Source organism: Paracoccus sp. (in: a-proteobacteria) (assembly GCF_030538655.1).
Lineage (GTDB): Bacteria > Pseudomonadota > Alphaproteobacteria > Rhodobacterales > Rhodobacteraceae > Paracoccus.
The window spans coordinates 1-23136 of record NZ_JAUNTO010000028.1 but is presented as its reverse complement, the minus strand read 5'-3'; the positions used below and the strand labels follow the sequence as shown (position 1 = coordinate 23136).

Genomic DNA, 23136 nt, shown 5'->3' with positions numbered 1-23136 from the left:
GGGCGGCTTACAGCCCCGCCGCCTCGTCCGCGCCGATCATCAGGTTCAGGTTTTGCACCGCAGCGCCCGACGCGCCCTTGCCCAGATTGTCCAGCACCGCGATCACCGTGGCGCATCCCGCCGCATCATCGCCATTCACGGACAAGTGCAGCATGTTGGTATCATTCAGCGCCGTGGGCACGATGCGCCCCCCCACCTCGTCGGTGGTCAGCACGCGGACAAACCGCGTGCCATCGTAATGCGCCGCCAGTGCGTCGCGCAGCCCGTCCAGCGTGCGGCCCGAATGCAGATGCAGCGGCACCTGCACCGCCATGCCCTGCGCGAAATTCCCGACCGAGGGCGCGAACACGGGCCGCGCGCTCAGCCCGGAATGGCGCATGATCTCGGGCAGATGTTTATGCCCTTGGGTCAGCGCATAGATGAAATGATCGGGCGCGGTGCCATCGCGATATTCGGCGATCAGCGCGTTTCCGCCGCCGGTATAGCCGCTGATGGCGTTGATCGACAGCGCCTCGTCGGGTTCGATCAGCCCGGCGGCAACCAACGGTGCCAGAATGGAAATCGCCCCGGTGGAATAGCAGCCGGGGTTGCTGACACGCCGCGCATCCGCCACCGCTGCACGATGGTCCGCCGACAGTTCGGGAAAGCCGAATGTCCAGCCCTCGGCCACGCGATGCGCGGTCGAGGCGTCGATCAGCCGCACAGCCATACCCTCGGCCAGCACCACCGCTTCACGTGCGGCATCGTCGGGCAGGCAGAGGATCGCAACATCGGCACCCGCAAAGGCTTCACGCCGGGCATCCGGGTCTTTGCGGCGGTCATGGTCGATCTGGATCAGGGTAATATCCTCGCGCCCTGCCAGCCGGTCGCGAATCTGCAACCCGGTCGTGCCTGCCTCGCCGTCGATGAAAACCTTGTGCGTCATGATGCCCCCTGTCTCTGCCCCGGTTTTAACGGCAACCGGCTGACGGCACAATCAGCGCGCGCAGGCCCCGCTGCGGGTCAGAAAGCGCCGCTCGCGCCCGTTATCCAGACTGAACATGCCGCCCCGCCCCGGCACTACGTCGATCAACAGATCGACATCGCCCCAAGCCGCCAGTTGCGCCCCCGAGATATAGAACGGCGCACCCCCGATATGACCCAACAGCACGTCATGCGCACCAATGCGAAAATCGCCCTGCGCATAGCACATGGGTGACGACCCGTCGCAGCAGCCGCCTGACTGATGAAACAGCACCGAACCGTGATCGGCCACGATCTCGGCCAGCAGGTCCAGCGCGGCTTGGGTGGCTGCGACCCTGTTCGGGGCGCAGCCGGTGTTATTCTGGTTCATGTCATATCCAGAACCATGCGACCTTCGATCTGGCCTTTGTGCATCCTGGCAAAGATGTCGTTGATGTCCTCCAGTCGCGCGCTCTGGATGGTGGCCCTGACCTTGCCTTCGGCGGCAAAATCCAGCGATTCCTGCAAATCCAGCCGGGTGCCGACGATAGAGCCGCGCACGGTCACACCGTTCAGCACCATGCCGAAAATATCCAGCGGGAAATCGCCGGGCGGCAAACCGTTCAGCGCAACCGTGCCGCCACGCGCGACCATGCCGATGGCCTGTTCGAACGCTTTGCGGCCAACGGCTGTGACCAGAACCCCTTGTGCCCCGCCATCGGTCTGGCGTTTGATCGCCGCTGCCGGGTCAGCCTCGGTCGCGGCGTTAACGGTGACGGTCGCGCCCAGTTTGCGGGCCAAGGCCAGCTTGTCATCGTCAATATCGACGGCGGCGACGTTCATTCCCATCGCCTTGGCATATTGCACCGCCATATGCCCCAGACCGCCCACACCGGAAATCACCACCCAATCGCCGGGCTTGGTGTCGGTGACCTTCAGCCCTTTATAGACGGTGACACCCGCGCACAGCACCGGCGCGATTTCCAGAAAATCGATGTTCTTGGGCAGATGCCCGACATAGTTCGGATCAGCAATGACATAATCGGCAAAGCCGCCATTCACCGAATAGCCGGTATTCTGCTGGCTTTCGCACAGGGTTTCCCATCCGCCAAGGCAATGGCGGCAATGTCCGCAGGCGGTGTAAAGCCACGGCACCCCCACGCGGTCGCCCTCTTTCACATGCTTGACGCCCGCACCCACGGCGGACACAAAGCCGACACCCTCATGGCCGGGAATAAAGGGTGGTTTTGGTTTCACCGGCCAATCTCCCTCGGCGGCGTGCAGATCGGTGTGACAGACGCCAGAGGCCTGAATCTTTACCTGAATCATGCCGGGACCGGGTTCAGGAACCGGCACTTCGTCGATGGTCAGGGGTTTGCCGAACTCACGCACAACAGCGGCCTTCATCGTTTTTGCCATGAAAACTCTCCTTGTGAGGCGGTGATCTTGCCGCAAGCGGGGGCGGGCGCACCGTCGCCAGCCCTGTCTTTCGTTTAAAAATATCCCACGGGGGTGCGGGGGTGTGAAACCCCCGCAGCAACGGTTCAGAAAAAGCCCAGCTTCTTGGGCGAATAGCTGACCAGCATGTTCTTGGTCTGCTGATAGTGGTCCAGCATCATCTTGTGGTTTTCGCGGCCGATTCCCGACTGCTTGTAACCGCCAAAGGCCGCATGGGCCGGATAAGCGTGATAGCAGTTGGTCCAGACCCGTCCCGCCTTGATCCCGCGACCCATGCGATAGCAGGTATTGATGTCGCGCGACCACACGCCCGACCCAAGCCCGAACATGGTGTCATTGGCGATGGACAGCGCCTCGGCCTCGTCCTTGAAGGTCGTGACCGACACGACGGGACCAAAGATTTCCTCCTGGAAAATCCGCATCTTGTTGTTGCCGCGGAAGATCGTCGGTTCGATGTAAAAGCCGCTGGACAATTCGCCGCCCAGATCTGCCGCCTTGCCGCCGGTCAGAACTTCGGCCCCTTCCTGCCTGCCGATGTCCAGATAGGACAGGATCTTTTCCTTCTGCTCGCTGGATGCCTGCGCGCCGACCATGGTGGCGGCATCGCGCGGATCGCCCTGCTTGATCGCCTGCACGCGCTTGATGGCGCGTTCCATAAAGCGGTCATAGATGCTTTCCTGGATCAGCACGCGCGACGGACATGTGCAGACCTCGCCCTGATTCAGCGCGAACATGGCAAAGCCTTCCAGCGCTTTGTCGAAGAAATCATCATCTTCGCGCGCGACATCGGCGAAGAAGATGTTCGGCGACTTGCCGCCCAGTTCCAGCGTGACCGGAATCAGGTTTTCGGATGCGTATTGCATAATCAGCCGACCTGTCGAGGTCTCGCCGGTGAAGGCGATCTTGCTGATCCGGTTGGAACTGGCCAGCGGCTTGCCTGCCTCAAGCCCGAACCCGTTGATTACGTTCACAACACCCGGCGGCAGCAGATCGCCGATGACATTCATCAACACCATGATGCTGGCCGGGGTCTGCTCGGCCGGTTTCAGCACGATAGCGTTGCCCGCCGCCAGCGCCGGGGCCAGCTTCCAGCAGGCCATCAGCAGCGGGAAGTTCCACGGGATGATCTGCCCGACCACGCCCAGCGGTTCGTGGAAGTGATAGGCGATGGTGGTGTCGTCGATTTCCGAAATGCCACCTTCCTGTGCGCGCAGCACGCCGGCGAAGTAACGGAAATGGTCGATGGCCAGCGGCAGATCGGCGGCCATGGTTTCGCGGATCGGCTTGCCGTTGTCCCATGTCTCGGCGGTGGCCAACAGCTCAAGGTTCGCCTCCATCCGCTCGGCGATTTTCAACAGAACCAGAGACCGTTCCTGCGCCGGGGTGCGGCCCCATTTATCCTTGGCGGCATGGGCGGCATCCAGTGCAGCGTTCACGTCGTCAGCATCGGACCGGGCCACTTCGCCGATTTCGGCCCCGGTGATGGGCGTGGTATTGGTGAAATAGCGCCCGGCTTTGGGCGCAACCCAATCGCCGCCGATATAGTTGTCGTAACGCTTGGCAAAGGGCATCACGCCCACGCCTTTGAATTCGTGCGTCTGATCGTTTGGCATATCTTATCCTCCTGTTTCCCGATCTCCCCTTCGGGTCAGGATCAGTTTGGCGCGGGATTTCCGTAAAGCAACGCGCAAAGACACGCCGCGCCGCAGAAACTGTATCACGAATGAGACAGTCGCGGCGATTCATCCCGGCCTATTTCCGCTTCAGCCCCAGTCGTGTCATCCGCCGATACAAGGTGGCTCGCCCCACGCCCAGAGCACGGGCCGCGGCGGTGACATTGCCATCGGCGCGGGTCAGGGCGCGGGTCCGGGCCGCGCGCTCGGCCCGCTCCAGCCCGGTGCGGTCGTCGGGATTTCCCAGCAGATCCGCGGCGGGACGAGGGCGGATGGTGCCCTCGCGCTCCAGCCCCAGGGCACGGCGGGCGGCGCGGGTGGCGCCAATGGCCAGATCGTCACGGTCCACGGCCAACAGCGCGGTGTCACCGCTTTCGCCTGCCACCACGATTCGTGCCTCGGGATAGCTGGCGCGGAAATAGCCCGCCTCGATCACACGGGCGGTCTGCACCACATGTGCCGCGATCAGCCGGTTGAACGGCGCGGTCTGGTCGGCCCGCGCGCTGGACACATCCAGCGCCGCGATCAGCCGCCCGTCCGGCCCCCAGATCGGCGCGTCGATGCAGGACATGCCGGTGTTGCGCGTGTGGAAATGTTCATCCCGATGAATGGTGACGGCGCGCCCCTCGGCCAGACAGGTGCCGATGCCATTGGTGCCCTGCACCGCCTCGGACCAGTCGGTGCCGCGCCACAGCCCCCAGTCGCGAAACTGATCTGCATCCGCATCCGAGACCCGCAGATCCAGCACCACACCGGCGGCATCGGTCAGCATGACATTGCAGCCGGGCAGCCCCAGCAGATGATACAACTGATCCAATTGCGGCCCGGCCAGCCGCAAAAACCGCTCCATCGCCTGCCGCCGTTGTATCAGGGCGTTGCGGTCCAGCCGCTCGGGGCGGTGGGTGTCGCCGGGGTTCAGCCCGTGTTTCACCATCGAGCGCCGCCACGAAGCCGCCAGTGCCGAAGTGGCGGATTTCGACTGCGACTGTTCGGCCACGATTTCAGCGTGATTGCGCCTGGTCATGATTCCTCCCGTCCTTTGCGTGACGATAGCACGGGTTTGAAATCTGACACGGGGTTATTGCGTCTCGCATCGCAGGGGGGCTTTGCGCCCCCCGCCGCCGTTCCGGCGTTCCTCGGGGAAAAGGTCCAGTGGACCTTTTCCTGATCCTCGTCACCCCGCAGGATATTTATCAACGAAAGACACCGCCTCGTCTTTCGTTCGATAAATATCCCCGCCGGAGGCTCCTGCCCATGCCGTCGGACCAGGGGGTTCGGATTGTCCACGTGATTGCAAGGCAGGCTATTCCCATTCCAGTTCGGCATAAGCGGCGGTGGCATCGCGGGCGACGGTTTCATCAAAGGCTGTCCATTGATCTGCCATCGGTGCCAATTGTGCGCCAATGGCGGGGACGGCTGCCGATAGTGATGCACCCGCCGCGATCTGGTCGCGCACGGCATCGCGCAAAGCGGTCAGAAAATCCTGTTGCGCCTGTGCCGCCAGATGCCAGTTCGCCGCAACATTACCGTGGCCGGGCACAATCCGCGCAGGCGCGGGCGGCGGGTCGTCCATCCATCCCAGCCAGCCGTTGATTGATCCATCCACCACCGGCGTCAATCCGCGAAAGATCATGTCGCCCGTGAACAATGTGCCGGTAGGCAGGTCGCGCAGTATCAGATCGGCTTTGGTATGTGCGGGCGGCACGGCTGTCAGTTCCAGCCGCCGATCACCCAGATCCAGCAGAAAGGGGCTGTCAGGGATGGGCGTCACGATTGGCAAGGTCGTGCCGATCATCGCGGCCTCGCCTGTGATGCGGGTCAGGTTATCCAGAAAGACCGGGCCGCGCGCGGCGATCTGATCGGGCAGGCGGGGGTGGCCGATGACGGCGGTCCCGGCCTCGGCGAACAGGGTGGCGCCCAGCATGTGATCTGGGTGATCGTGGGTCAGGATCAGGTGGCTGATGGGCTTGTCTGTGATGCTGCGGATCGCGGCGTAAAGCTCTTGCGCTTGGGCGCGGCTGGTGCCGGCGTCGATCACCGCCACGCTGTCTGCCCCCAGGATAAAACCTAGATTGGCGATCCGGCCCCGGTTTTCCGCGCTGATCTGCGCCACCTTGCCCTGATGCACGAATACCCCCGGTGCGATTTCCGTCACCGGCAACGCGGGCGGGGTTGCCGTGCAGGTCAGCCCGTGACCGCGCAGCCCCGGATGCGCCGCCAGCCAGTTGGCGCTGATTCGTGCGGCTGCCGCCATGCAGGATGGCGCATCTGTCGCCTCGCCCGCAGGCAGCAGGACGGGGCCGCAAGCACCGGCATTCTGGGTAAGGCAAGCGGTCAGAATCAGATGAAACATTGCCAAATATTCCCAAAGCCTGCCCCTTTCGGCAAGAAAATGCCCGTCATCAGACCTAAGTCGCGTTGACGGCTGTCACATGACGTTTACCCTGCTATATTGACCCGCAATGGGAGGCATTGCGGCTTATGAAGGAGGAAAGACTCATGGCCTGGACCAAGCCCACCCTCACGGAAATCGCCTGCGGCATGGAAATCAACATGTATGCCCCGGCCGAGGACGAACCCGTCCTGTTCTGACCTGTTTCACCACCACACAGACAGACGGTCACGGCCCCGTCCGAGAGATCGGGCGGGGCCGTTCTTGCCCGAGGCTTTGATGCGGATTCTCATTCTTGGTGCGGCGGCGGGCGGGGGCTTGCCGCAGTGGAATTGCGGCTGTGCCCATTGTGATGCGGCGCGGGCCGGGCGCATTCCGGCGCTAACCCAGTCCAGCATCGCGGTCAGCGCGAACGGGATGGATTGGGCGGTTATCAACGCCTCGCCCGATATTCGTGGGCAGATGGCGGCCACGCCTGCGCTGCACCCGACCGGGCCGCGCGATATGCCGCTGCATTCCGTGCTGGTGACGAATGGCGACATCGACCATGTGGCCGGGCTGCTGACCCTGCGTGAAAGCCAACCGTTTGAGCTGTTCGCTACCCCCACAATTCATGTGGCACTGGATGCGAATCCGATGCTGGCTGCGGTAAATCCGGCCTTGGTGCCGCGCCGGGCGGTGACGCTGGATCAGCTCTTTGATCTGGCCCCCGGCCTGAGCGCGACGCTTTTTGCCGTTCCCGGCAAGGTGCCGCTGTATCTGGAAGGCGACACCGTGGACACCGGCCTGATCGGCGAAAATACTGTGGGTGTCGAACTGACCGCTGGCGGGCGGCGGGCGCTGTATATCCCCGGCTGTGCCGATCTGCCCGGCTGGTTGCGGGACCGGATCAGCGGTGCCGATGCGCTGCTGTTTGACGGCACGCTGTGGGATGATGATGAAATGATCCGTGCCGGTCTGGGTCGGAAAACCGGCCGCCGCATGGGTCATATGGCAGCCACGGACAGTATCGCCGCACTGGCCGATGTGCCGGTGGCGCGGCGGATTTTCGTGCATCTGAACAACTCGAACCCGCTGGTCGATCCGGCCAGTCCGCAGACCGCGCAGGCGGTGGCTGCGGGCTGGCATATCGCCCGCGATGGCGAAAGGATCGACCTGTGACCGCGCAATCCCGCGCCGATTTCGAAGCCCGCCTGCGCGCCATCGGGGCCGCGCGCTACCATGACAAACACCCGTTCCATGCCCGCTTGCACGGCGGCGCCTGCACCCCGGACGAGGTGCGGGCATGGGTCATCAACCGCTGGATCTATCAGTCGCGCATCCCGATGAAGGATGCCGCCTTTATGTCGCGCGTCAGCGATCCCAACCTGCGCCGCGCCTGGCGCAAGCGGATCGAGGATCACGACGGCGGCGTGACCGAGGGCGGCGGTATCCGCCGCTGGTTGGCTTTGGCGCGTGCCGTGGGGCTGGCCCCGGATTATGTCGCCAGCGGCACCGGCGCGATGCCTGCCACGCGGTTCGCCGTTGATGCCTATGTGCGGTTTGTGCGCGATATGCCGCTGTTGGATGCGGTGGCCGCCAGCCTGACCGAACTCTTTGCCCCCGCCATCCACGCCCAACGGATCGAGGGGTTGCTGGCGCATTACGATTTCGCCGATGATTCTGCGCTGTCCTATTTCCGCAAACGCCTGACCGAAGCGCCCGAGGATGTGGCCTTTGGGCTGGATTATGTGCTGACCCATGCCGATACGCTGGAAAAGCAGGATGCAGCGGCGGCGGCGCTGGAATTCAAGACCGATGTGCTGTGGGCGCAGCTTGATGCGCTGTGGCACGGCTATGTCGAAGGTAATATCCCCCCCGGCGCATGGCGACCCGGCGAGGGGCTGTTATGACCGCGCTGATTGCCCCTGATGGCATCCCCTATCTGCCGCGCGGTGTGCGGCTTGCCGATGACAGGGTGCGCGGCATTCGTATCCTGCATGCGCCTGAACGCGCGCTGCAATTGGACGCCATCGGCGATGCGATCCTGTCGGAACTGGACGGCAGCCGCAGCCTGTCGCAGATCGCGGCGGCGCTGGCTGGTCGCTATGCCGCGCCTGTGGATCAGATCACCGCCGACACGACCGATTTTCTGACCGGCCTGATCGAGCGGCGGATGGTATTCGTGAAATGACCGATCAACCGCGCGACATTGACGGCAACCCGGTTTCCCCCGCCCTGCCGATGGCGATGCTGGCCGAGGTGACGCATCGCTGCCCGCTGGCCTGCCCCTATTGTTCCAATCCCGTTGAACTGACCCGCGCTAATGCGGAACTGAGCGCCGATGACTGGGGCGATATTTTCCGGCAGGCCGCCGCGCTTGGGGTGTTGCAGGTGCATATCTCGGGCGGGGAACCCGGCGCGCGGCGTGATCTGGCGCAGATCGTTGCCCATGCGCGCGATGCGGGGCTGTATGTGAACCTGATTACATCCGGCATCGGCATCACCCGCGCCCGGCTGGACGAACTGGATGCGGCGGGTGTCGATCATGTGCAACTGTCGCTGCAAGGTATCCGCCCCGATATGGCCGACCGTATCAGCGGCCATCCGGGGTCGTGGGACAAGAAGATGGCCTTTGCCGGCTGGGTCACGGAGATCGGCTTTCCGCTGACGCTGAACGCTGTCGTTCACCGGCAGAATATGGACCGCCTGCCCGATATGATCGCGCTGGCCGAAACCCTTGGCGCCCGGCGGATCGAGGTGGCGACGGTGCAGTTCCACGGCTGGGCCGATCTGAACCGGCGCGCGCTGATGCCAACCCGCGAACAGGCCGCCTTCGCGCGCGAGGTGGTGAATACGGCGCGGCGTGATCTGCGCGGACGCATGGTGATCGACTATGTGCCCGCCGACCATCACTCTGTCTATCCCAAGGCCTGTATGGGCGGCTGGGGGTCCACCGGGCTGAATGTGACGCCCGATGGCACCGTGCTGCCCTGCCATGCCGCGCAGACGATCCCGTGGATGCAATTCGACAATCTGCGCGACCGCCCGCTGGCCGAGATCTGGCACCATGGCGCGGCGTTCAACGCCTTTCGCGGCACCGCGTGGATGCCGGAACCCTGCGCCTCGTGCGATCGCAAAACCGTCGATTTTGGCGGCTGCCGCTGTCAGGCGATGGCCATGGCGGGCGATGCGCGGGCGACCGATCCGGTCTGTTCCAAATCACCGCTGCGGGCCGAAATCGTCGCGCGGGCCGAGGCGGACAGCGCCGCCGAACAGGCCGAGTTCACCTATCGGCGCATGTCAAAGGGGGATGGCGCATGAATCATCTGCTGATTGCCGCGGCGGTCCTGCTGGCCGCGCCCGCACTGGCGCAGGACAATCCGCTGCGCGCCTCGGCCACATGGGACGACATTCGTGAATCGGTTGTCGGCCTGGCGGCGGAACCGCCGATCAACCCGGCGGTGATCGACCTCGACGCTCCTTTCCGCGCGCATGAGGCGGCGATTGTCCCGGTGCGCTTGACCCAGCCATCCGATGCCCCCCCCATCACCGCGCTGGCGCTGATCGTCGATGAAAACCCCGCGCCGGTGGCTGCTGAATATACCTTTGGCCCGGCGCTGATGCCGCTGGATTTCGAGGTGCGCCTGCGGGTGGACAGCTATTCCGATGTGCGCGCGATTGCCGATACGCCGGACGGGCCGGTGATGGCCGGACGTTTTGTGCGGGCTTCGGGCGGGTGTTCGGCGCCAGCGGGCAAGGATATGGCTGCCGTGCGCGCTACCATGGGCCAGATGCGCTGGCGCAGCACGCCGGATGGCGACCGGGCCATCGGCACGCTGATGATCCGGCACCCCAACTTTTCGGGGCTGCAACGCGATCAGGTCACGCTGCTGACTATCCCGGCGCATTTCATCCAGACGCTTGAGGTGAAACAGGGCGATGCGCCGCTGTTCACCATGGAGGCGGGGATTTCCGTCAGCGAAGACCCGGTGTTCCGCTTTGCCTATCGCCCGGACGGGCAGCCGATCCATGTGCATGTCGCCGATACCAACGGCAATGTCTGGGAAGAAACCTTTGCAACCAACTGAGGATCAGATGACTAAACGCGCCATTATCGCCGTCGATATTCAGAACGATTACTTTCCGGGCGGCAAGTTCCCGCTGGACGGGATCGAGAAAGCCGCCACCAATGCCGCCCGCGTGCTGGCTGCCGGGCGTGAACGCGGCGATCTGATCGTCCATGTCCGCCATGAATTCATCGATCCCGCCGCGCCGTTCTTTCAACCCGGCTCCGAGGGGGCCGAGATCAACTCCACCGCCGCGCCGCAGGGCAATGAAACGGTGGTGACAAAAAACAACGTCAATGCTTTCAAAGGCACTGATCTGAACCAGATCCTGCAAGACAACGGCGTGGATCAGGTGGTGATCGTGGGCGCGATGTCGCATATGTGCATTGATGCGGCCACCCGCGCCGCCGCCGATCTGGGTTATGCAACCACGGTCATTCACGACGCCTGCGCCACCCGCGATCTGGAATTTCAGGGCACCGTGGTTCCCGCCGCTCAGGTCCATGCTGCGATGATGAGCGGGCTGGCCTTTGGCTATGCCACCGTTACCGATACGGGCAGCTTTGCGGCGGGCTGACACCACCACGACGATCCGGCAGGCATGACCGCCATCGCGCGACCGCGCAGCTTTTGCGTTCATTAAGCAAGACCCGCGTCATCATGCCTGCCTTTTCAACCGGATGGCACAAGTGCGGATTTGTGCCCTTGCCAGCCGGTGCTCAGGCAATAAACTCGTGTTCTACACGGGCCGGGAGTCCCGGATAAAAGGGGGAGGAAACTAGGGAGATGCCAATGACCGCCGCCATGTCGCCGTCACGGATACCATCGGGCAGGGTGATGGCCGATCAGGTGCGTGAAATCCTGATCGTCGATGACCACCCGCTGATGTGCGACGCGCTGGCGCTGACGCTGAAGATCAGCCTGGGGTTGAAAAATGTCCGCACGGCGCGCAGCCTTGGTGCGGCGGTGGAACAGATCCGCACGCAGGGCGCGCCGGATGCGGTGATCCTTGATCTGAACCTGCCTGATGCGCGCGGCTCGGAAGGGATCGTCACCTTGCGGCGGCAATTGCCCGATGTGCCGATCACGATGATTTCCGCCGATCTGGAATCAGCGATGATTTCGGCGGCGATGGCGGCCGGGGCGCAGGGCTATATCAGCAAATCGTTGGGGCGCGAGGCTTTGGTGGATTCGCTGCGCCGCATGTGGGATGGCGAACGGATCACGCCGGATGGCTATGAACCCGAACTGACCGATGCCGAGGATGAGGCCAAGGCCGAACTGGCCCGCCGCTTCGCCACGCTGACGCCGCAGCAGATGAAAATTCTGCGGCTGATCTGTCAGGGCAAGGCGAACAAGGAAATCAGCTATGAGCTGTCCATCGCCGAGGCGACGGTCAAGACTCATATCACCGCGATCATGTCCAAGATCAACGCCCGCCGCCGCACGCAGGCGGTGCTGTTGGCCAATTCGGTGCGGCTGTTCGAGGCGACCTGATGGCCGCCGATGCCATGCCCGCCGCTGGCCCTGTCATGGTGCAGGTGCGGGCCGATGCCCCGGATGCGGCGGCGCAGATCGCCGCCGGGGTGGCGGGGTGCGATCCGGCCCTGGTGCTGATCTTTGGCCCGCCCGGCCCCGCGTTCGAGGCTATTGCCCATGGCCTGCGCGCGCGCCTGCCTGCGCGATGCACCATTGCGGGCTGTTCATCTGCGGGTGAAATCGGGCCACAGGGATATGTGACCGGCTGCGCGGTGGCGGTGGGCTTTCCCTCGGTCAGCTTTCGGGCGCAGGCTTTGGTGCTGCGCGATCTGCCTCAATTACCCGTGTCCGACTGGATGGCCGAACTGCGCCGGATGCCGGCAGCCTTTGGGGTCGATCCACGCCGGAACGCCTTTGGCATCCTGCTGCCCGACGGGCTGGCGGGCAAGGAAGACGTGCTGGTCGCCACCATCGAGGCGGCCTTGCCCGCGCTGCCGGTTCTGGGCGGATCGGCGGGGGACGGGCTGGAGTTTCGCCGCACCATGCTGATCGCCGATGGCGCGGTCACGACCGATGCGGCGGTGTTTTTGATGGTGGAAACCGATCTGGCTTTGGCCGAGGTAACATTCGCGCATTTCAGCCCCTCGGACACGCTGGCGGTGGTGACGGCAGCGGTGCCCGAACAGCGGCTGATTCTGGAACTGAACGCCGAGCCTGCCGCCGCCGAATATGCCCGGCTGACCGGCATCGCGCAGGCCGATCTGACGCCCACCGAATTCGCCCGGCACCCGCTGTTGCTGAAGATGGGCAAGCGGCACCATGTCCGCGCCATCAGCGGCACGACACCGCAGGGCGGGCTGTCGCTGTTGTCGGCCATCGACACTGGCACCGTGCTGCGCCTTGGCCGGGCCGAGGATCTGATCCATGGCTTTGCCGAGGCGCTGGACCGGCTGCCACGTCCGCCGCTGATGGTGCTGGGCTTCGACTGTATTCTGCGGCGGCTGGCCATTGAACGCGCGGGGCTGACCGATGCGATGTCGGATATATTCACCCGCTATCGCATCGCCGGGTTTTCGACCTATGGCGAACAGCACAGCGGAATGCATGTGAACCAGACCTTCGTCGGGCTTGCCTTCATGCCACCAGATCCCGCCGATCCCGCAGGGGCAGCGGATGCTGCGTGACGACGACAGTCCCGACCGCCGCGAGGCCAAACTGCGCCGCATCACCGATGTGCTGATCGAGCGCATCGACCGGCTGGAGGAAACGCGCGGGTCGGCATGGTCGGTGTTTCAGGCCGCCATGGCGCTGGAACAAGAGGTGACGGCCCGCACGCGCCAGCTGGAACAGGCGCTGGCCGATTTGTCGCAGCGCAACCGCGAACTGGCCGTCGCCCGCGCCGCAGCCGAGGAAGCCAACCGTTCCAAGACCCGCTTTTTGCGCGCGGCCAGCCATGATCTGCTGCAACCGCTGTCGGCGGCGCGGCTGTTTCTGTCGGCACTGACCGATACCCAGATGAGCGAGGCGCAGCAGGAACTGACCGATCGCCTGTCCGGCGCCTTTGAATCGGTCGAGGAACTGATGCACGCCGTGCTGGACATTTCCCGGCTGGACAGCCAGCGGATCGAATTTCATCGCAAACCCGTGCGGCTGAACGACCTGCTGCGGCGTCTGGCCATCGAATACGCCCCGCTGGCCGAGGCCAAGGGCCTGTCGCTGCAATTCGCGCCCACCTCGGCCGTGGTGGACAGCGACCCGGTATTTCTGCGCCGGATCGCGCAGAACCTTGTGTCGAATGCGATTAAATACACCGACCGGGGTGGCGTCGTGGTGGGGGTGCGGCGCAAGGGTGCGACGGCATGGCTGGAAATTCATGACACCGGCCCTGGTATCCGCGCCGTGGATCGCAACCGCATCTTTGACGAATTCCAGCGGCTGGAAAACGATAACGGCGCCACCGGCATGGGGTTGGGCCTGTCCATCGTGCGCCGCGCCTGCGCGAAGCTGGGCCACCCGATCCGCCTGCAATCCGAACCGGGGCGCGGCACGGTGTTCCGCGTCGGGCTGCGGCTGGTCGATGATGCGGGCCAGCCCGTTCCCGCGCCTCAGCTCAATGCCCCTGACAGTCTGCGTGGGCGGGTCGTTCTGGTGATCGAAAACGACAACGGCATGTTGCGCGGCTATGAGCTGATCTTGTCGGAACGGTTGGGCATGATCCCCCGCCTTGCCAGCAGCACCGCCGAGGCTCTGGCCACCATGGGCGAAGAACCCGTGGATGTGATCGTGGCCGATTACAATCTGGACGGCGGCGATACCGGCGTGAATGCGATCACCGCCCTGTGCCGTCAGGCGGGCCATCCGATCCCGGCGCTGGTCATCACCGCCCGCCGTGACCCGGACATCGCCCGCAGTTGTGCCGCCATGGGTGTGCCCGTGATCGAAAAGCCGGTCCGCACGAGCGATCTGCAACAGATGCTGGAACAGGTGCTGGCATGACGCGTGCGACCAACGGCTGGCCTGCGCGGGGCGGGGCTTGCGCTGTCGGGGCTGCCACGCGAACCTGCGGGCAGGAGGACCGGGCATGGCAGCGATAAAATCCATGATGCTGGCTGTGGCACTGGCCTGTGGCCTTGGCGCTGCCCATGCGGGCGAGGCGGGTGATGCTGTCTTTGCCGAACGTGGGCCATGGGCTTTGGGTGACCGGGTGCTGACATGGCGGATGGTGGTGGACGGCCCGCCGGCGCAGGGCTTTCAGCCCATCAGCGACGGCAGGCTGGATCTGGCGCAGGTTGTCGGCCCGTCAGGCGGACAGCCGATGCTGCAAGTGACCGTGCAGGACGGCGCGCGTGACCGCCTGATCGGCCCGTTTCCTGTCTCGGCTGGTGATCCGGTGCTGATGTGGTTTCTGGAACAGACGGCGCGCGATATGTCGGCCCTGACCGGCGGCAGCCCGTTTTACATCAAGAACCGGGTCAAGGACGCGCTGTTCCGGGGTGGCAGTCTGAACCGCGACGGTGGCCGCGCCGTGGCTGTGTTCCGGCCCTTTGCCGATGATTCGAATGCCGCGCGGATGGCGGGTTTTCAGACCCTGACCCTGACCTTTGAAATGGATGGCGAGACCACCAACCCGATCCGCCGCATGACCGCCGTAACCGAGGCTGTGGGCGCGGCCCCTGCCTATCGCAGTGAGCTGGTTCTGAAATGAGATATGCTTTTATCATGCTGGCGATGCTTGCGGTGGCCCCGGCGACGGCGCAGTCTCTGCTGACCAATGATTATCCCACCAATGCCCGCGCGGAATATGTGTTCACCTGTATGGCGGTGAATGGCCAGAACCGCGCCACGCTGGATCGCTGTTCCTGCGCCATCGACCAGATTTCCGATGTGCTGAGCTATCAGGATTATGTCAGCGCCGAAACGGTGCTGCGGATGCAGCAGACCACCGGCGAGCGATCCGGCATGTTTCGGGGCATGGCACAGATGAACGCCATGGTCGCCGAACTGCGCCGCGCTGAGGCCGAGGCCGAAATTCTGTGTTTCTGACCGTGTGATTGCGTCCCGCGATCACCGGGGGCCTTCTGCCCCCCGGCCCCCCGAGGATATTTGCAGACCAAAGATGGGGCTGGTATTCGCCGTTGCGGTTTGCCACATCTCGGCCATCAGCCAAAGAGGGATACGTCCATGAGCTTTGACCGCCGTATCAAGATTGCTCCGTCCATCCTGTCTGCCGATTTCGCTGATTTCGGGCGCGAGATTCAGGCGATCGAGGCGCAGGGCGCTGATTGGGTTCATGTCGATGTGATGGACGGACATTTCGTGCCGAACCTGACCTTTGGCCCGCCCGCCGTCGCGGCCTTTCGCCGCCATGTCGGCACGGTGATGGATGTGCATCTGATGATCGCGCCGGTGGACCTGTATATTCAGGCCTTTGCCGATGCGGGGGCCGACATCATTACCGCGCATATCGAGGCCGGGCCGCATATCCACCGCACCTTGCAGGCGATTCGGGCGACCGGGAAAAAGGCCGGTGTGGCCTTGAACCCCGGCACCCCTGCCGATGCGGTGGCGCATCTGCTGGATCTGGCCGATCTGGTTTGTGTCATGACGGTGAACCCCGGTTTTGGGGGGCAGAAATTCATCGACATGACCGACAAGGTGCGCCGCCTGCGCCAGATGATCGGCGACCGCCCGGTGCATATCGAGATCGACGGCGGCGTTGACCCGACCACCGCGCCGATGCTGGCCGCGGCAGGGGCGGATGTGTTGGTGGCAGGGTCGGCGGTGTTCCGGGGCGGCTCGGTCGCCAATCCGACGACCTATGGCGACAACATCGCCGCGATCCGCCGTGCCGCCGAATCTGCATTGGCCTGACGCGTGGGGCAGGGGCAAGGGCGCGGATCACGCCGACCTTGCCGAATCCGGCAATGCCTGCAACCCTTGCAGCACGTGTCCCGTCCCGGCGGCCAAGACCCACGCCCGACAGATTTCCCGCAGCTACAGATGCCGCCCGCTTGACAAGATACCCGCTCTGCGTCAAACAGCCCGCCTGTGGGGCCGTAGCTCAGTTGGTAGAGCGCGTCGTTCGCAATGACGAGGCCAGGGGTTCGATTCCCCTCGGCTCCACCAATCCACACTTTGTTGCAAAGAAAATCCGCTAACACCTTGAATGGATAGGTGATTTCGGCGGTTCGATAGCTTTCATTCCGACTGTATCGCAGGGGCTGCGCGAAGGCCAGTTTCAGCACTGTCCGCTTGAGCGCGAATGTGTCTTTTTCGTATAGTTGCCAAGGGTTTGATAGGAAAGTCAGGGCCGGTTCGATAAGCTCCTCTAACCTGTCTTGCGGGGGCGCTGCATTTGCTGTCTGATCGGCCAGCAACAGCTTCCGGCGTTCCAGCTTTTCGATGCGCTGTTCATAGGCCGCCGCGACGGTCGGGCTGGCCCCGTCCATGATCCGGTCAAGCAGGCCCTAGATCTGCTTTTCGATATCCTTGATCTGGTCGGACAGAACCGCGCGCGCCCGCTTGGCCTCGGCTTGGCGCATATTCCAGATATCCGTGAACATGGCACGGGTCAGCGCGAAGAACTGCCGGGCGGGCTGCATGGAGCGCAGAATCGCTTCCGCCCCGTCTTCGATATCGGCGCGGGGGATGGAACGGCGATGCGAAGCGCAATTGGGCGTGTCGCAGAGATAATAGGCGTAATGCCTGTTCCGGCCCTTCGACCAGCAGGAGGTCATGGGCTGGTCGCAATCATCGCAGAGGACGAAACCGCGCAGGGGTAAGTCTTCGTTGATATCCTTGCGTGCAGGAGCCACCGCAGAACCGCGCAGACGCGCCTGTATGCGTTCATGCGTGGCAAGGTCGATCAGCGGCTCATGAAAGCCCTTGCGCAGGGATATGCCCCAATTCGGAGCCTCGATATAGCCCGCATACGTCGGACGGACCAGAAGCTCACGCACCGTTGTCAGGCGCACTTCGCCCGTCTGGCGGCTTTTCGGGAATTCCGGTTTGGCTTCGAGAAAGCGCATGACTTCGGACTGCGAGGGGAACCGTCCGCTGGCGAATCCTTGCAAGACTTCGCGGACGATGGAGGCCACAGGCTCATCCGGCACCAGCAGCTTGCCATGCTCGCGGTTGCGGGCGTAGCGATAGCCCACGGGTGGATGGAAGACGTAATAGCCTTTCTCGACCCGCGCCTTCATCTTCTGCACCACCTGACGGCGGTTCTGTTCGCGCTCAAGTTGGCCTTGGGCGGCGATGATGGTTTCGATGAAGCGGCCTTCCGGCGTGTCTTCCAGATTGAAGTTCAGGCATTCGATACGCGCGCCGCGCTGCGCGAATTCGCGGCGCAGTTTGATATGGACTCCGTATCTCGGGCGAAACGCTTGAGGTCGTCGAAGATGACGACATAGGGCGTACCCTTCTGCGCATCGAGATAGGCCAGCATCGCCCGCATACCGGGGCGCTTCATGAAGTCGCCGCCGCCGGAACTGTCATCGGGGAAGACGGCCTCGACCGCATAGCCCTTTCCTTCCGCATATTGGCGGCAACGGTGTTCCTGCGAGGCCAGCCCGCTGCCTTCCAGCTTTTGCTTGGTCGAGGACACGCGGCAGTAAATCAGCGCGGTTAACGGTTCTGGGGGAGGTGCCGATTGTGTGTTCATATGTCCTGCCTTTCCGATGTCGTTGCGGGAGTCAGCCTCCATCCGGGGCATCGTTGAAATGTTTGCTGAGTTGGGCTTTGTCCAAGCTTACCCTATCGGAATCGGCCTGTGCGGGCAGATCAAGGGGTTTTTCGATTTGTCCACAGGCTTGTTGGACCGGATGGACGCCGAAGCGGAGATCGACAAATGTGACCATGATCGACCACAGCGCGCGCAGGAAGTCATCTTTCTGTTCCGGGGTCAGGCCAGAGCCGTCCAGATAGGATTGATACTTGTCGATGTCGATTTCGACACGGGGTTTCGCGGCGGGGTTGAACTCGGAGTCCAGTTCCTTGCCTTGCGCATCGTATCTTCCGTCTTTCATTTCCTCACCCCCCACGGGTCATGCACGACTGCGCGGCATTCCCCTAATTTTATTATACAACTTTCACTTTTATTATGCAAAATCATGGTGTTCCTCCGATTTGGCGTGTGGGTGCGGGCGGGCGAAAGCCTTCGATGAAGGCCCATTCGCGGTTCCGGTATTGCGGGAAATCGCGGTAGCTATCCGGCACCGCCTCTACGATCACGCGGCGGCTGCGCATGCCCCAGAGCGTTGGTACTTGGACGCGGCTCTGGTCACGGTCGTGGAACAGGTTGGGGAAGAACCGCCCGGCATAGGCGCGGCAGGCGTAATACGGCACCTTGTCCACGGCAAAGGGCCGCACCCCATAGCCCGAGGCCCAGACCAGCGCCTTGTTCGCTGGCATGGCGAGAATTTCATCGGGGGTCATGAGCGCGCGCGCCTGTTTGCGCTGATGCCGCATTTCATAGTCCAGCGCACGCAGCGCAAGTCCGGTCTTTGTCGGATCAGCGCCGCCAAACAGCATGCCGTGCAGCATTTCACGCTTGGCGCGGGCGGCGCGCGTATTGGTCAGGGCATCATCGACGGCCAGCGTCGTATTGCCGAGCTTGCGGCTCAAATGCTGGGCGGTTTCCAGATCGGATATCCCGCCGCCGAGATAAATCTCCACATCGGCACTGGCCGAGAGCGTCATCGCCCCGTTCGGGCCGAGGTTTTCGCGTATCTGGCCAATGTCCTGATAGACGGCCAGCGGCGACAGGCCAAAGCCGCGCCCGATGGAGTAGAACTCCGCAATCTCTGGAAAGCGCCCGAGTCGCGCGGCTTCGTCCATCACCAGATTCAAGGTTGGCGCATCCGGCTTTCGTTGCTTGAGCGTCCGCAGGGTTGAAAAGAATTGCCGGATCAGCGCCGCGTTCTGCGCGATCAACTCGGCAGGCATGATGAGGAAGACAGAGACGGGGCGAGCATCCGCTTGAGTCAGCGCGTCCAGCGTAAAATCTGCACCCGCCGTTCCTGTAAACGTCCGCTGCAAGGCCGGGTCAGCCATAAACGCCAGTGCGTTGCTGATTTAGGCCATCACGGAATCGTAGGTCTTGCGGCTTTCCTCGGCCATGCCCAGCATTTCGGCATAGGTAACGGCAAGCTCTGGCTCACCCTTGGCGGCCATCGCATCCGCTTGCTGCGCCCAGCTATCAGGGGCAGCGCGGATCATGCCGACCAACTCGTAAAGGCTGAGAAGCGAGGCTTCGCCATCCAGATGGACAAGACCGCGCAGCAGCGCATCCATCCAGTTCTGCGCCTTCTGCTCGAAGAAACGCGCATTCCCGCCGCCACTGTCCGGTAGCAGCGTCATCGCCACGCGGCGGCTATCGGCAACCAGCATCGGCGAATCCGGCAGCAAATGCGCAAGCAGGGTAGCGCTGTGATCCGGCAACCCGTGCAGACGATACGGGTTGATGCAATAGACATGCGCCCCCTGATGGACGAGGCCGCGCCCGATCACGGCGGCAAGCTCGCCCTTGGGATCGAGGATGGCATAGCGCGGCGGCTGACCGTTGCCGCGCCCCGTATCAGCCATGATATGCGCGAGGACAGAGACGAACTTGCCCGAACCCGCGCCGCCGATCAGCAGCGCCCCTGCCTGTCGCGAATGGAACAGCAAGCGGCCTGCCAAGAAACCAAATGGGATACCGCCCGTCTTGCGGAACGCGCCGCGCACCTCTTTCGCCGTGGCGAACCGCGCCGAGCCGAATGGGTACTCTTGATGGAAATCCATGGGCATCACCATGACAATGAAGGGAGGCAGAAGGGCGGCCCGTCAGGACCGCCCCACACTTTCAGCCAAAGGCAGCGGCCAAGATCACCAGCACGACCATCACGCCCGCCAGCACGTCAAGGATCGGTTTGATCCTGTCCCTGAGGGTTTTTTCGGTCTGGATTTCGTAAAGGTCCGCAACTTTCCGGTGGGTATATTTCGGCATCGTTTGTTCCTTTCATCTATTTTCGATGGGTTACAGAAAGCGGTAGGCAACAAAGCTGCCTGCCGTCATGAGCGCCACGCTGACCGAGGCGCGAGCAGCGAAAAACACGAAGGGATAGCAGGCGATCATCCAGCCGACTTCGACCAGTTGAACGAGATCGGGGCTGTAGCTGCGCCGCGCCAGTATCGCCAGCATTACCGCCACCACGGTGGCGAAGCCTTGCAGCGAATCCAGAAAGACCCCCTGCGTGCGATCTTTGTGCGAATTGCGGTTCTCTAACATCATCCTCCTTTCTGCCCGGCAGCGGGCAAAGCTTGTCCGGCGCTGGAAACGGCGTCCCGGCGGCACGATCTGGTTTCGTTTCAAGGTACTGACCCGACGCGATATTTTCGCAGGGCGGGGGCATCGGTTGACTGTTCAGTGATAGCCCTTGCCATTACACTTGTTGCAGCGGGCTTCCGTGAAAAGAGGGCACATCAAGCAGGAAACCAAACGGCGCGGGTGGAGGCCGTTTTTCCTCCGGCGACGAAACCAAGCTTTCTGACGAGGGACTCTCCGCATGGCCAACCCATACATCGCCCGCCCCAAACTGACCGCGCATGAGGTGGAAGCGATGGTCGCCGGCCTTGTCTGCTTCAACACCTATGGCGAGATCGCGACCGCCATCCGCCGCAGTCCACAGGCGTTGCGCCCCGCCCTCGTGCAGATCGAGCGCCGCATGTATTTCGAATGCGACGGCTGGCCTATTTTTCACCTTTTTCAACTGTCCAGCTACAACCCGAACCGGAAACACATTCCCTATATCAATGAAATACCAAATATCATCGAATGTGTCCTTCGCATGCCGCGAGCGAGGAACCTGCTGGGCCTGCGACAAAGCGGACCAGAACTTTCATTTGAGGCGGAACTGGACTGTATCTTTACCGGCCCCCAGCATCTGACGCCCCGCGAGTTCGTAAAGCGCTACGGCCTTGCACGGCCCATCAACAACTTCAAACCGCATCCGCTTGAGCAGGAGTGCCGGACGCGTATTGACCTCAAGAAGCCCTACTCATCCTGTAAAGGCACCCTAAGAGATACCACACTTATCCCCAAAACACATTTCTTTCGTTTTGCGATGGAATATGCCGCGCGATTTGGCAAGCCCGCGCAACAATACACCGACCTGCTTATCGCCCGGATGGCTTATTTTCTGGTCTGGCGGGCTTTTGAACTTAACGCAGATCATTTTGCCTCGGCCAGATTGCTTCTCCATCGCAGTCATTTTGCAAGCCTTCCGCCTGAGAAGCGCATGGAGTTCATCAAGAACAGGGAAGTGGGCGACGGAAAATACGCCAAGGCCGTAGTCGCCGCCGCACGAAATCAAGTTATGAATATCATCCTTGACGATTTGAAAAAAATCCGATCCGGGTGGATAGAAGGGGCAATCACAAGAATTCTCTTTGAGCATCCTCAGGGCAATGTATAATGGTATTTTGCCTTGGAGAACTTTATGCACATACTTCGACTTATTTTAACGGTAGTAACTTTAACAATATGGTGTGGCAACGTTCTGGCCGACGAATACACTGCTGGCGATAACTGCGGTGGAGCGGGGCAACCAGGGTCGGGTGCAGGGCACACTGTCAACACCGCAACAAATATCACCTATCTATACTGTAATGGGACGATCTGGGTCGAATCGATTAAGGTGGCTGCGAACCGGCCAAGCGGAATTCGGTCAACCACCATCTCGGGTGTGTCGATTGAAAGCCAACCTTTCGGCATGTTGTTCATCGGCAGTCCGGCGACGGGAACAAACTGGAATCTCGTAGTCGGATACGGGGTAAGCGTAAACTCGGACTTTGCCACGGCAATCGATCACTCAACGTCCAGCACTCAATATTCCGTCGCGGTAGGAAATTCGGCAAAATCTCCGGGGGTCAACAACAGTGTTCTTGGAAGCCATGCCGGATCAGATTCGCCAAATAGCAGGAGAAATATATTTATCGGACGATATGCAGGAAGCAACCTTAACGGCTCCGACAATATCGTCATACGAACAACAACCGTTGCGCCAACCAGCGAGGTCCGAAGCAATTTTTTGAACATCGGCAATACGATATTTGGCAACATGGCGGGATCGGCTACGGACGATACTGGCACGGCCAAGATCGGCATCAACAAGGTTTCACCCAGTGTCGCACTGGATGTGATCGGCGACATTCACTATACGGGCATTGCACTCGATGTCTCCGACCGCGCCATGAAGGACGATATCCGCGCCTTGGACCAGTCGCTGGATAAGATCAGGTGGCTGTCTGGCGTTTCCTTCGTTATGAAGGACGATGCGAACCGCGAACGGGAGCTGGGTCTGATCGCGCAGGATGTTGAACCAGTCTATCCCGAACTGGTAAAGACCCATGACGGGATCAGGTCGCTGAATTATCAGGGCATGATCGCTCCGCTGATCGAAGCCGTGAAGGAACTGGACGCACGGAATGCCGCGCTGGAAGCTGAGAACACCGAATTGCATTCTATGCTCATCGCTATTTCCGAGCGCTTGAGCGCGCTGGAAAGAAAAGACGAAGAGCCACCTATCGGGCAAGACCCATAATCAAATTAAAGCATCCCGCCATTAACCTGCAACATAGCCTGCGGCTTTGAAGTCGTTCC

General features: G+C 62.3%; 25 protein-coding genes, 1 tRNA gene and 2 pseudogenes. 16 read left to right on the top strand and 12 right to left on the bottom strand.

Annotated features, from left to right (window positions below):
• Window positions 1–7 precede the first annotated feature (7 nt).
• The 6 genes from argC to Q4G22_RS14290 form a co-directional block, all read right to left on the bottom strand.
• The gene (argC, locus tag Q4G22_RS14315) at window positions 8–925 is read right to left on the bottom strand and encodes an N-acetyl-gamma-glutamyl-phosphate reductase (protein WP_303386567.1); all 918 of its coding nucleotides are present in this window, start codon (window positions 923–925) and stop codon (window positions 8–10) included.
• A 51-nt stretch (window positions 926–976) separates the two neighbouring features.
• Complete coding sequence (locus Q4G22_RS14310) at window positions 977–1333, bottom strand: DUF779 domain-containing protein (protein ID WP_303386566.1); 357 nt, start codon at window positions 1331–1333, stop codon at window positions 977–979.
• Entirely contained in the window at window positions 1330–2361 is a 1032-nt protein-coding gene (adhP, locus tag Q4G22_RS14305) for an alcohol dehydrogenase AdhP (RefSeq protein WP_303386565.1), read from the bottom strand. Before adhP ends, Q4G22_RS14310 begins: the two co-directional genes overlap by 4 nt.
• Window positions 2362–2486: 125 nt before the next feature.
• Window positions 2487–4013 (bottom strand): aldehyde dehydrogenase, encoded by a 1527-nt coding sequence (gene adh, locus Q4G22_RS14300; protein WP_303386564.1) that lies wholly within the window; start codon window positions 4011–4013, stop codon window positions 2487–2489.
• A 139-nt stretch (window positions 4014–4152) separates the two neighbouring features.
• Complete coding sequence (locus Q4G22_RS14295; protein ID WP_303386563.1) at window positions 4153–5097, bottom strand: GAF domain-containing protein; 945 nt, start codon at window positions 5095–5097, stop codon at window positions 4153–4155.
• Between the two features lie 279 nt (window positions 5098–5376).
• Complete coding sequence (locus Q4G22_RS14290; protein ID WP_303386562.1) at window positions 5377–6426, bottom strand: quinoprotein relay system zinc metallohydrolase 2; 1050 nt, start codon at window positions 6424–6426, stop codon at window positions 5377–5379.
• A gap of 146 nt (window positions 6427–6572) precedes the next feature.
• On the opposite strand from Q4G22_RS14290, the gene pqqA reads away from it, so the two are divergent.
• The 14 genes from pqqA (at window position 6573) to Q4G22_RS14220 (ending at window position 16619) form a co-directional block, all read left to right on the top strand.
• Window positions 6573–6665 (top strand): pyrroloquinoline quinone precursor peptide PqqA, encoded by a 93-nt coding sequence (gene pqqA, locus Q4G22_RS14285; RefSeq protein ID WP_111299049.1) that lies wholly within the window; start codon window positions 6573–6575, stop codon window positions 6663–6665.
• A 79-nt stretch (window positions 6666–6744) separates the two neighbouring features.
• The gene (gene pqqB / locus Q4G22_RS14280) at window positions 6745–7626 is read left to right on the top strand and encodes a pyrroloquinoline quinone biosynthesis protein PqqB (RefSeq protein ID WP_303386561.1); all 882 of its coding nucleotides are present in this window, start codon (window positions 6745–6747) and stop codon (window positions 7624–7626) included.
• Complete coding sequence (gene pqqC, locus Q4G22_RS14275) at window positions 7623–8357, top strand: pyrroloquinoline-quinone synthase PqqC (protein ID WP_303386560.1); 735 nt, start codon at window positions 7623–7625, stop codon at window positions 8355–8357. The genes pqqB and pqqC overlap by 4 nt, the downstream gene beginning before the upstream one ends.
• Window positions 8354–8638 carry a pyrroloquinoline quinone biosynthesis peptide chaperone PqqD gene (gene pqqD / locus Q4G22_RS14270; RefSeq protein ID WP_303386559.1) on the top strand — a complete coding sequence of 95 codons (285 nt, stop codon included), beginning with the start codon at window positions 8354–8356 and terminating at the stop codon, window positions 8636–8638. The genes pqqC and pqqD overlap by 4 nt, the downstream gene beginning before the upstream one ends.
• Window positions 8635–9768 carry a pyrroloquinoline quinone biosynthesis protein PqqE gene (pqqE, locus tag Q4G22_RS14265; protein WP_303386558.1) on the top strand — a complete coding sequence of 378 codons (1134 nt, stop codon included), beginning with the start codon at window positions 8635–8637 and terminating at the stop codon, window positions 9766–9768. The genes pqqD and pqqE overlap by 4 nt, the downstream gene beginning before the upstream one ends.
• Window positions 9765–10535 carry a quinoprotein dehydrogenase-associated SoxYZ-like carrier gene (locus tag Q4G22_RS14260; protein ID WP_303386557.1) on the top strand — a complete coding sequence of 257 codons (771 nt, stop codon included), beginning with the start codon at window positions 9765–9767 and terminating at the stop codon, window positions 10533–10535. The genes pqqE and Q4G22_RS14260 overlap by 4 nt, the downstream gene beginning before the upstream one ends.
• Window positions 10536–10542: 7 nt before the next feature.
• Window positions 10543–11091, top strand: coding sequence for a cysteine hydrolase family protein (locus Q4G22_RS14255; RefSeq protein ID WP_303386556.1), 549 nt, complete (start codon window positions 10543–10545; stop codon window positions 11089–11091).
• Window positions 11092–11306: 215 nt separating this feature from the next.
• On the top strand, window positions 11307–12011 hold the full coding sequence (locus Q4G22_RS14250) for a response regulator transcription factor (protein ID WP_303386555.1): 705 nt from the start codon (window positions 11307–11309) through the stop codon (window positions 12009–12011).
• Window positions 12011–13177: an FIST N-terminal domain-containing protein gene (locus tag Q4G22_RS14245; protein WP_303386554.1), complete on the top strand. Its 1167-nt coding sequence runs from the start codon at window positions 12011–12013 to the stop codon at window positions 13175–13177. The genes Q4G22_RS14250 and Q4G22_RS14245 overlap by 1 nt, the downstream gene beginning before the upstream one ends.
• Window positions 13167–14489, top strand: a complete 1323-nt coding sequence (locus tag Q4G22_RS14240; protein ID WP_303386553.1) for a hybrid sensor histidine kinase/response regulator — start codon at window positions 13167–13169, stop codon at window positions 14487–14489. The genes Q4G22_RS14245 and Q4G22_RS14240 overlap by 11 nt, the downstream gene beginning before the upstream one ends.
• 85 nt (window positions 14490–14574) lie before the next feature.
• Window positions 14575–15198: a hypothetical protein gene (locus Q4G22_RS14235; protein WP_303386552.1), complete on the top strand. Its 624-nt coding sequence runs from the start codon at window positions 14575–14577 to the stop codon at window positions 15196–15198.
• Window positions 15195–15536: a hypothetical protein gene (locus tag Q4G22_RS14230; RefSeq protein WP_303386551.1), complete on the top strand. Its 342-nt coding sequence runs from the start codon at window positions 15195–15197 to the stop codon at window positions 15534–15536. Before Q4G22_RS14235 ends, Q4G22_RS14230 begins: the two co-directional genes overlap by 4 nt.
• A 138-nt stretch (window positions 15537–15674) precedes the next feature.
• Entirely contained in the window at window positions 15675–16364 is a 690-nt protein-coding gene (gene rpe / locus Q4G22_RS14225; protein ID WP_303386550.1) for a ribulose-phosphate 3-epimerase, read from the top strand.
• A 179-nt stretch (window positions 16365–16543) separates the two neighbouring features.
• Window positions 16544–16619, top strand: a tRNA-Ala gene (locus tag Q4G22_RS14220).
• 341 nt (window positions 16620–16960) lie between these two features.
• Here the strand turns inward: Q4G22_RS14220 and Q4G22_RS14215 are convergent.
• The 6 genes and pseudogenes from Q4G22_RS14215 to Q4G22_RS14190 form a co-directional block, all read right to left on the bottom strand.
• On the bottom strand, window positions 16961–17695 hold the full coding sequence (locus Q4G22_RS14215) for a recombinase zinc beta ribbon domain-containing protein (RefSeq protein WP_303386574.1): 735 nt from the start codon (window positions 17693–17695) through the stop codon (window positions 16961–16963).
• A 33-nt stretch (window positions 17696–17728) separates the two neighbouring features.
• Window positions 17729–18156 (bottom strand): annotated as a pseudogene (locus tag Q4G22_RS14210) (recombinase family protein); the annotation flags it as partial.
• Between the two features lie 31 nt (window positions 18157–18187).
• Window positions 18188–18520, bottom strand: coding sequence for a hypothetical protein (locus Q4G22_RS14205; RefSeq protein ID WP_303386549.1), 333 nt, complete (start codon window positions 18518–18520; stop codon window positions 18188–18190).
• Between the two features lie 82 nt (window positions 18521–18602).
• A pseudogene (locus Q4G22_RS14200) lies at window positions 18603–20276 on the bottom strand (type IV secretory system conjugative DNA transfer family protein).
• A 61-nt stretch (window positions 20277–20337) separates the two neighbouring features.
• Entirely contained in the window at window positions 20338–20481 is a 144-nt protein-coding gene (locus Q4G22_RS14195; RefSeq protein WP_303386548.1) for a hypothetical protein, read from the bottom strand.
• A gap of 30 nt (window positions 20482–20511) precedes the next feature.
• Window positions 20512–20763 (bottom strand): hypothetical protein, encoded by a 252-nt coding sequence (locus tag Q4G22_RS14190; RefSeq protein WP_303386547.1) that lies wholly within the window; start codon window positions 20761–20763, stop codon window positions 20512–20514.
• A gap of 277 nt (window positions 20764–21040) precedes the next feature.
• Between Q4G22_RS14190 and Q4G22_RS14185 the strand changes: the two genes are divergently transcribed.
• The gene (locus Q4G22_RS14185; protein ID WP_303386546.1) at window positions 21041–21949 is read left to right on the top strand and encodes a hypothetical protein; all 909 of its coding nucleotides are present in this window, start codon (window positions 21041–21043) and stop codon (window positions 21947–21949) included.
• Between the two features lie 12 nt (window positions 21950–21961).
• Complete coding sequence (locus Q4G22_RS14180; RefSeq protein WP_303386545.1) at window positions 21962–23077, top strand: tail fiber domain-containing protein; 1116 nt, start codon at window positions 21962–21964, stop codon at window positions 23075–23077.
• Window positions 23078–23136: the final 59 nt, after the last annotated feature.

Bases quoted from the DNA above. Each gene is read 5' to 3' on its own strand.
- pqqD (WP_303386559.1), top strand. From the start codon at position 8,354: ATGACCGCGCTGATTGCCCCTGATGGCATCCCCTATCTGCCGCGCGGT.
- adhP (WP_303386565.1), bottom strand. From the start codon at position 2,361: ATGGCAAAAACGATGAAGGCCGCTGTTGTGCGTGAGTTCGGCAAACCC.
- Q4G22_RS14190 (WP_303386547.1), bottom strand. From the start codon at position 20,763: ATGTTAGAGAACCGCAATTCGCACAAAGATCGCACGCAGGGGGTCTTT.
- argC (WP_303386567.1), bottom strand. From the start codon at position 925: ATGACGCACAAGGTTTTCATCGACGGCGAGGCAGGCACGACCGGGTTG.
- Q4G22_RS14250 (WP_303386555.1), top strand. From the start codon at position 11,307: ATGACCGCCGCCATGTCGCCGTCACGGATACCATCGGGCAGGGTGATG.
- Q4G22_RS14230 (WP_303386551.1), top strand. From the start codon at position 15,195: ATGAGATATGCTTTTATCATGCTGGCGATGCTTGCGGTGGCCCCGGCG.
- Q4G22_RS14310 (WP_303386566.1), bottom strand. From the start codon at position 1,333: ATGAACCAGAATAACACCGGCTGCGCCCCGAACAGGGTCGCAGCCACC.
- Q4G22_RS14205 (WP_303386549.1), bottom strand. From the start codon at position 18,520: ATGAAAGACGGAAGATACGATGCGCAAGGCAAGGAACTGGACTCCGAG.
- Q4G22_RS14290 (WP_303386562.1), bottom strand. From the start codon at position 6,426: ATGTTTCATCTGATTCTGACCGCTTGCCTTACCCAGAATGCCGGTGCT.
- Q4G22_RS14240 (WP_303386553.1), top strand. From the start codon at position 13,167: ATGCTGCGTGACGACGACAGTCCCGACCGCCGCGAGGCCAAACTGCGC.
- Q4G22_RS14235 (WP_303386552.1), top strand. From the start codon at position 14,575: ATGGCAGCGATAAAATCCATGATGCTGGCTGTGGCACTGGCCTGTGGC.
- pqqA (WP_111299049.1), top strand. From the start codon at position 6,573: ATGGCCTGGACCAAGCCCACCCTCACGGAAATCGCCTGCGGCATGGAA.
- Q4G22_RS14295 (WP_303386563.1), bottom strand. From the start codon at position 5,097: ATGACCAGGCGCAATCACGCTGAAATCGTGGCCGAACAGTCGCAGTCG.
- Q4G22_RS14215 (WP_303386574.1), bottom strand. From the start codon at position 17,695: ATGAAGGCGCGGGTCGAGAAAGGCTATTACGTCTTCCATCCACCCGTG.
- pqqE (WP_303386558.1), top strand. From the start codon at position 8,635: ATGACCGATCAACCGCGCGACATTGACGGCAACCCGGTTTCCCCCGCC.
- Q4G22_RS14195 (WP_303386548.1), bottom strand. From the start codon at position 20,481: ATGCCGAAATATACCCACCGGAAAGTTGCGGACCTTTACGAAATCCAG.
- rpe (WP_303386550.1), top strand. From the start codon at position 15,675: ATGAGCTTTGACCGCCGTATCAAGATTGCTCCGTCCATCCTGTCTGCC.
- Q4G22_RS14255 (WP_303386556.1), top strand. From the start codon at position 10,543: ATGACTAAACGCGCCATTATCGCCGTCGATATTCAGAACGATTACTTT.
- adh (WP_303386564.1), bottom strand. From the start codon at position 4,013: ATGCCAAACGATCAGACGCACGAATTCAAAGGCGTGGGCGTGATGCCC.
- Q4G22_RS14260 (WP_303386557.1), top strand. From the start codon at position 9,765: ATGAATCATCTGCTGATTGCCGCGGCGGTCCTGCTGGCCGCGCCCGCA.
- Q4G22_RS14245 (WP_303386554.1), top strand. From the start codon at position 12,011: ATGGCCGCCGATGCCATGCCCGCCGCTGGCCCTGTCATGGTGCAGGTG.
- Q4G22_RS14185 (WP_303386546.1), top strand. From the start codon at position 21,041: ATGGCCAACCCATACATCGCCCGCCCCAAACTGACCGCGCATGAGGTG.
- pqqB (WP_303386561.1), top strand. From the start codon at position 6,745: ATGCGGATTCTCATTCTTGGTGCGGCGGCGGGCGGGGGCTTGCCGCAG.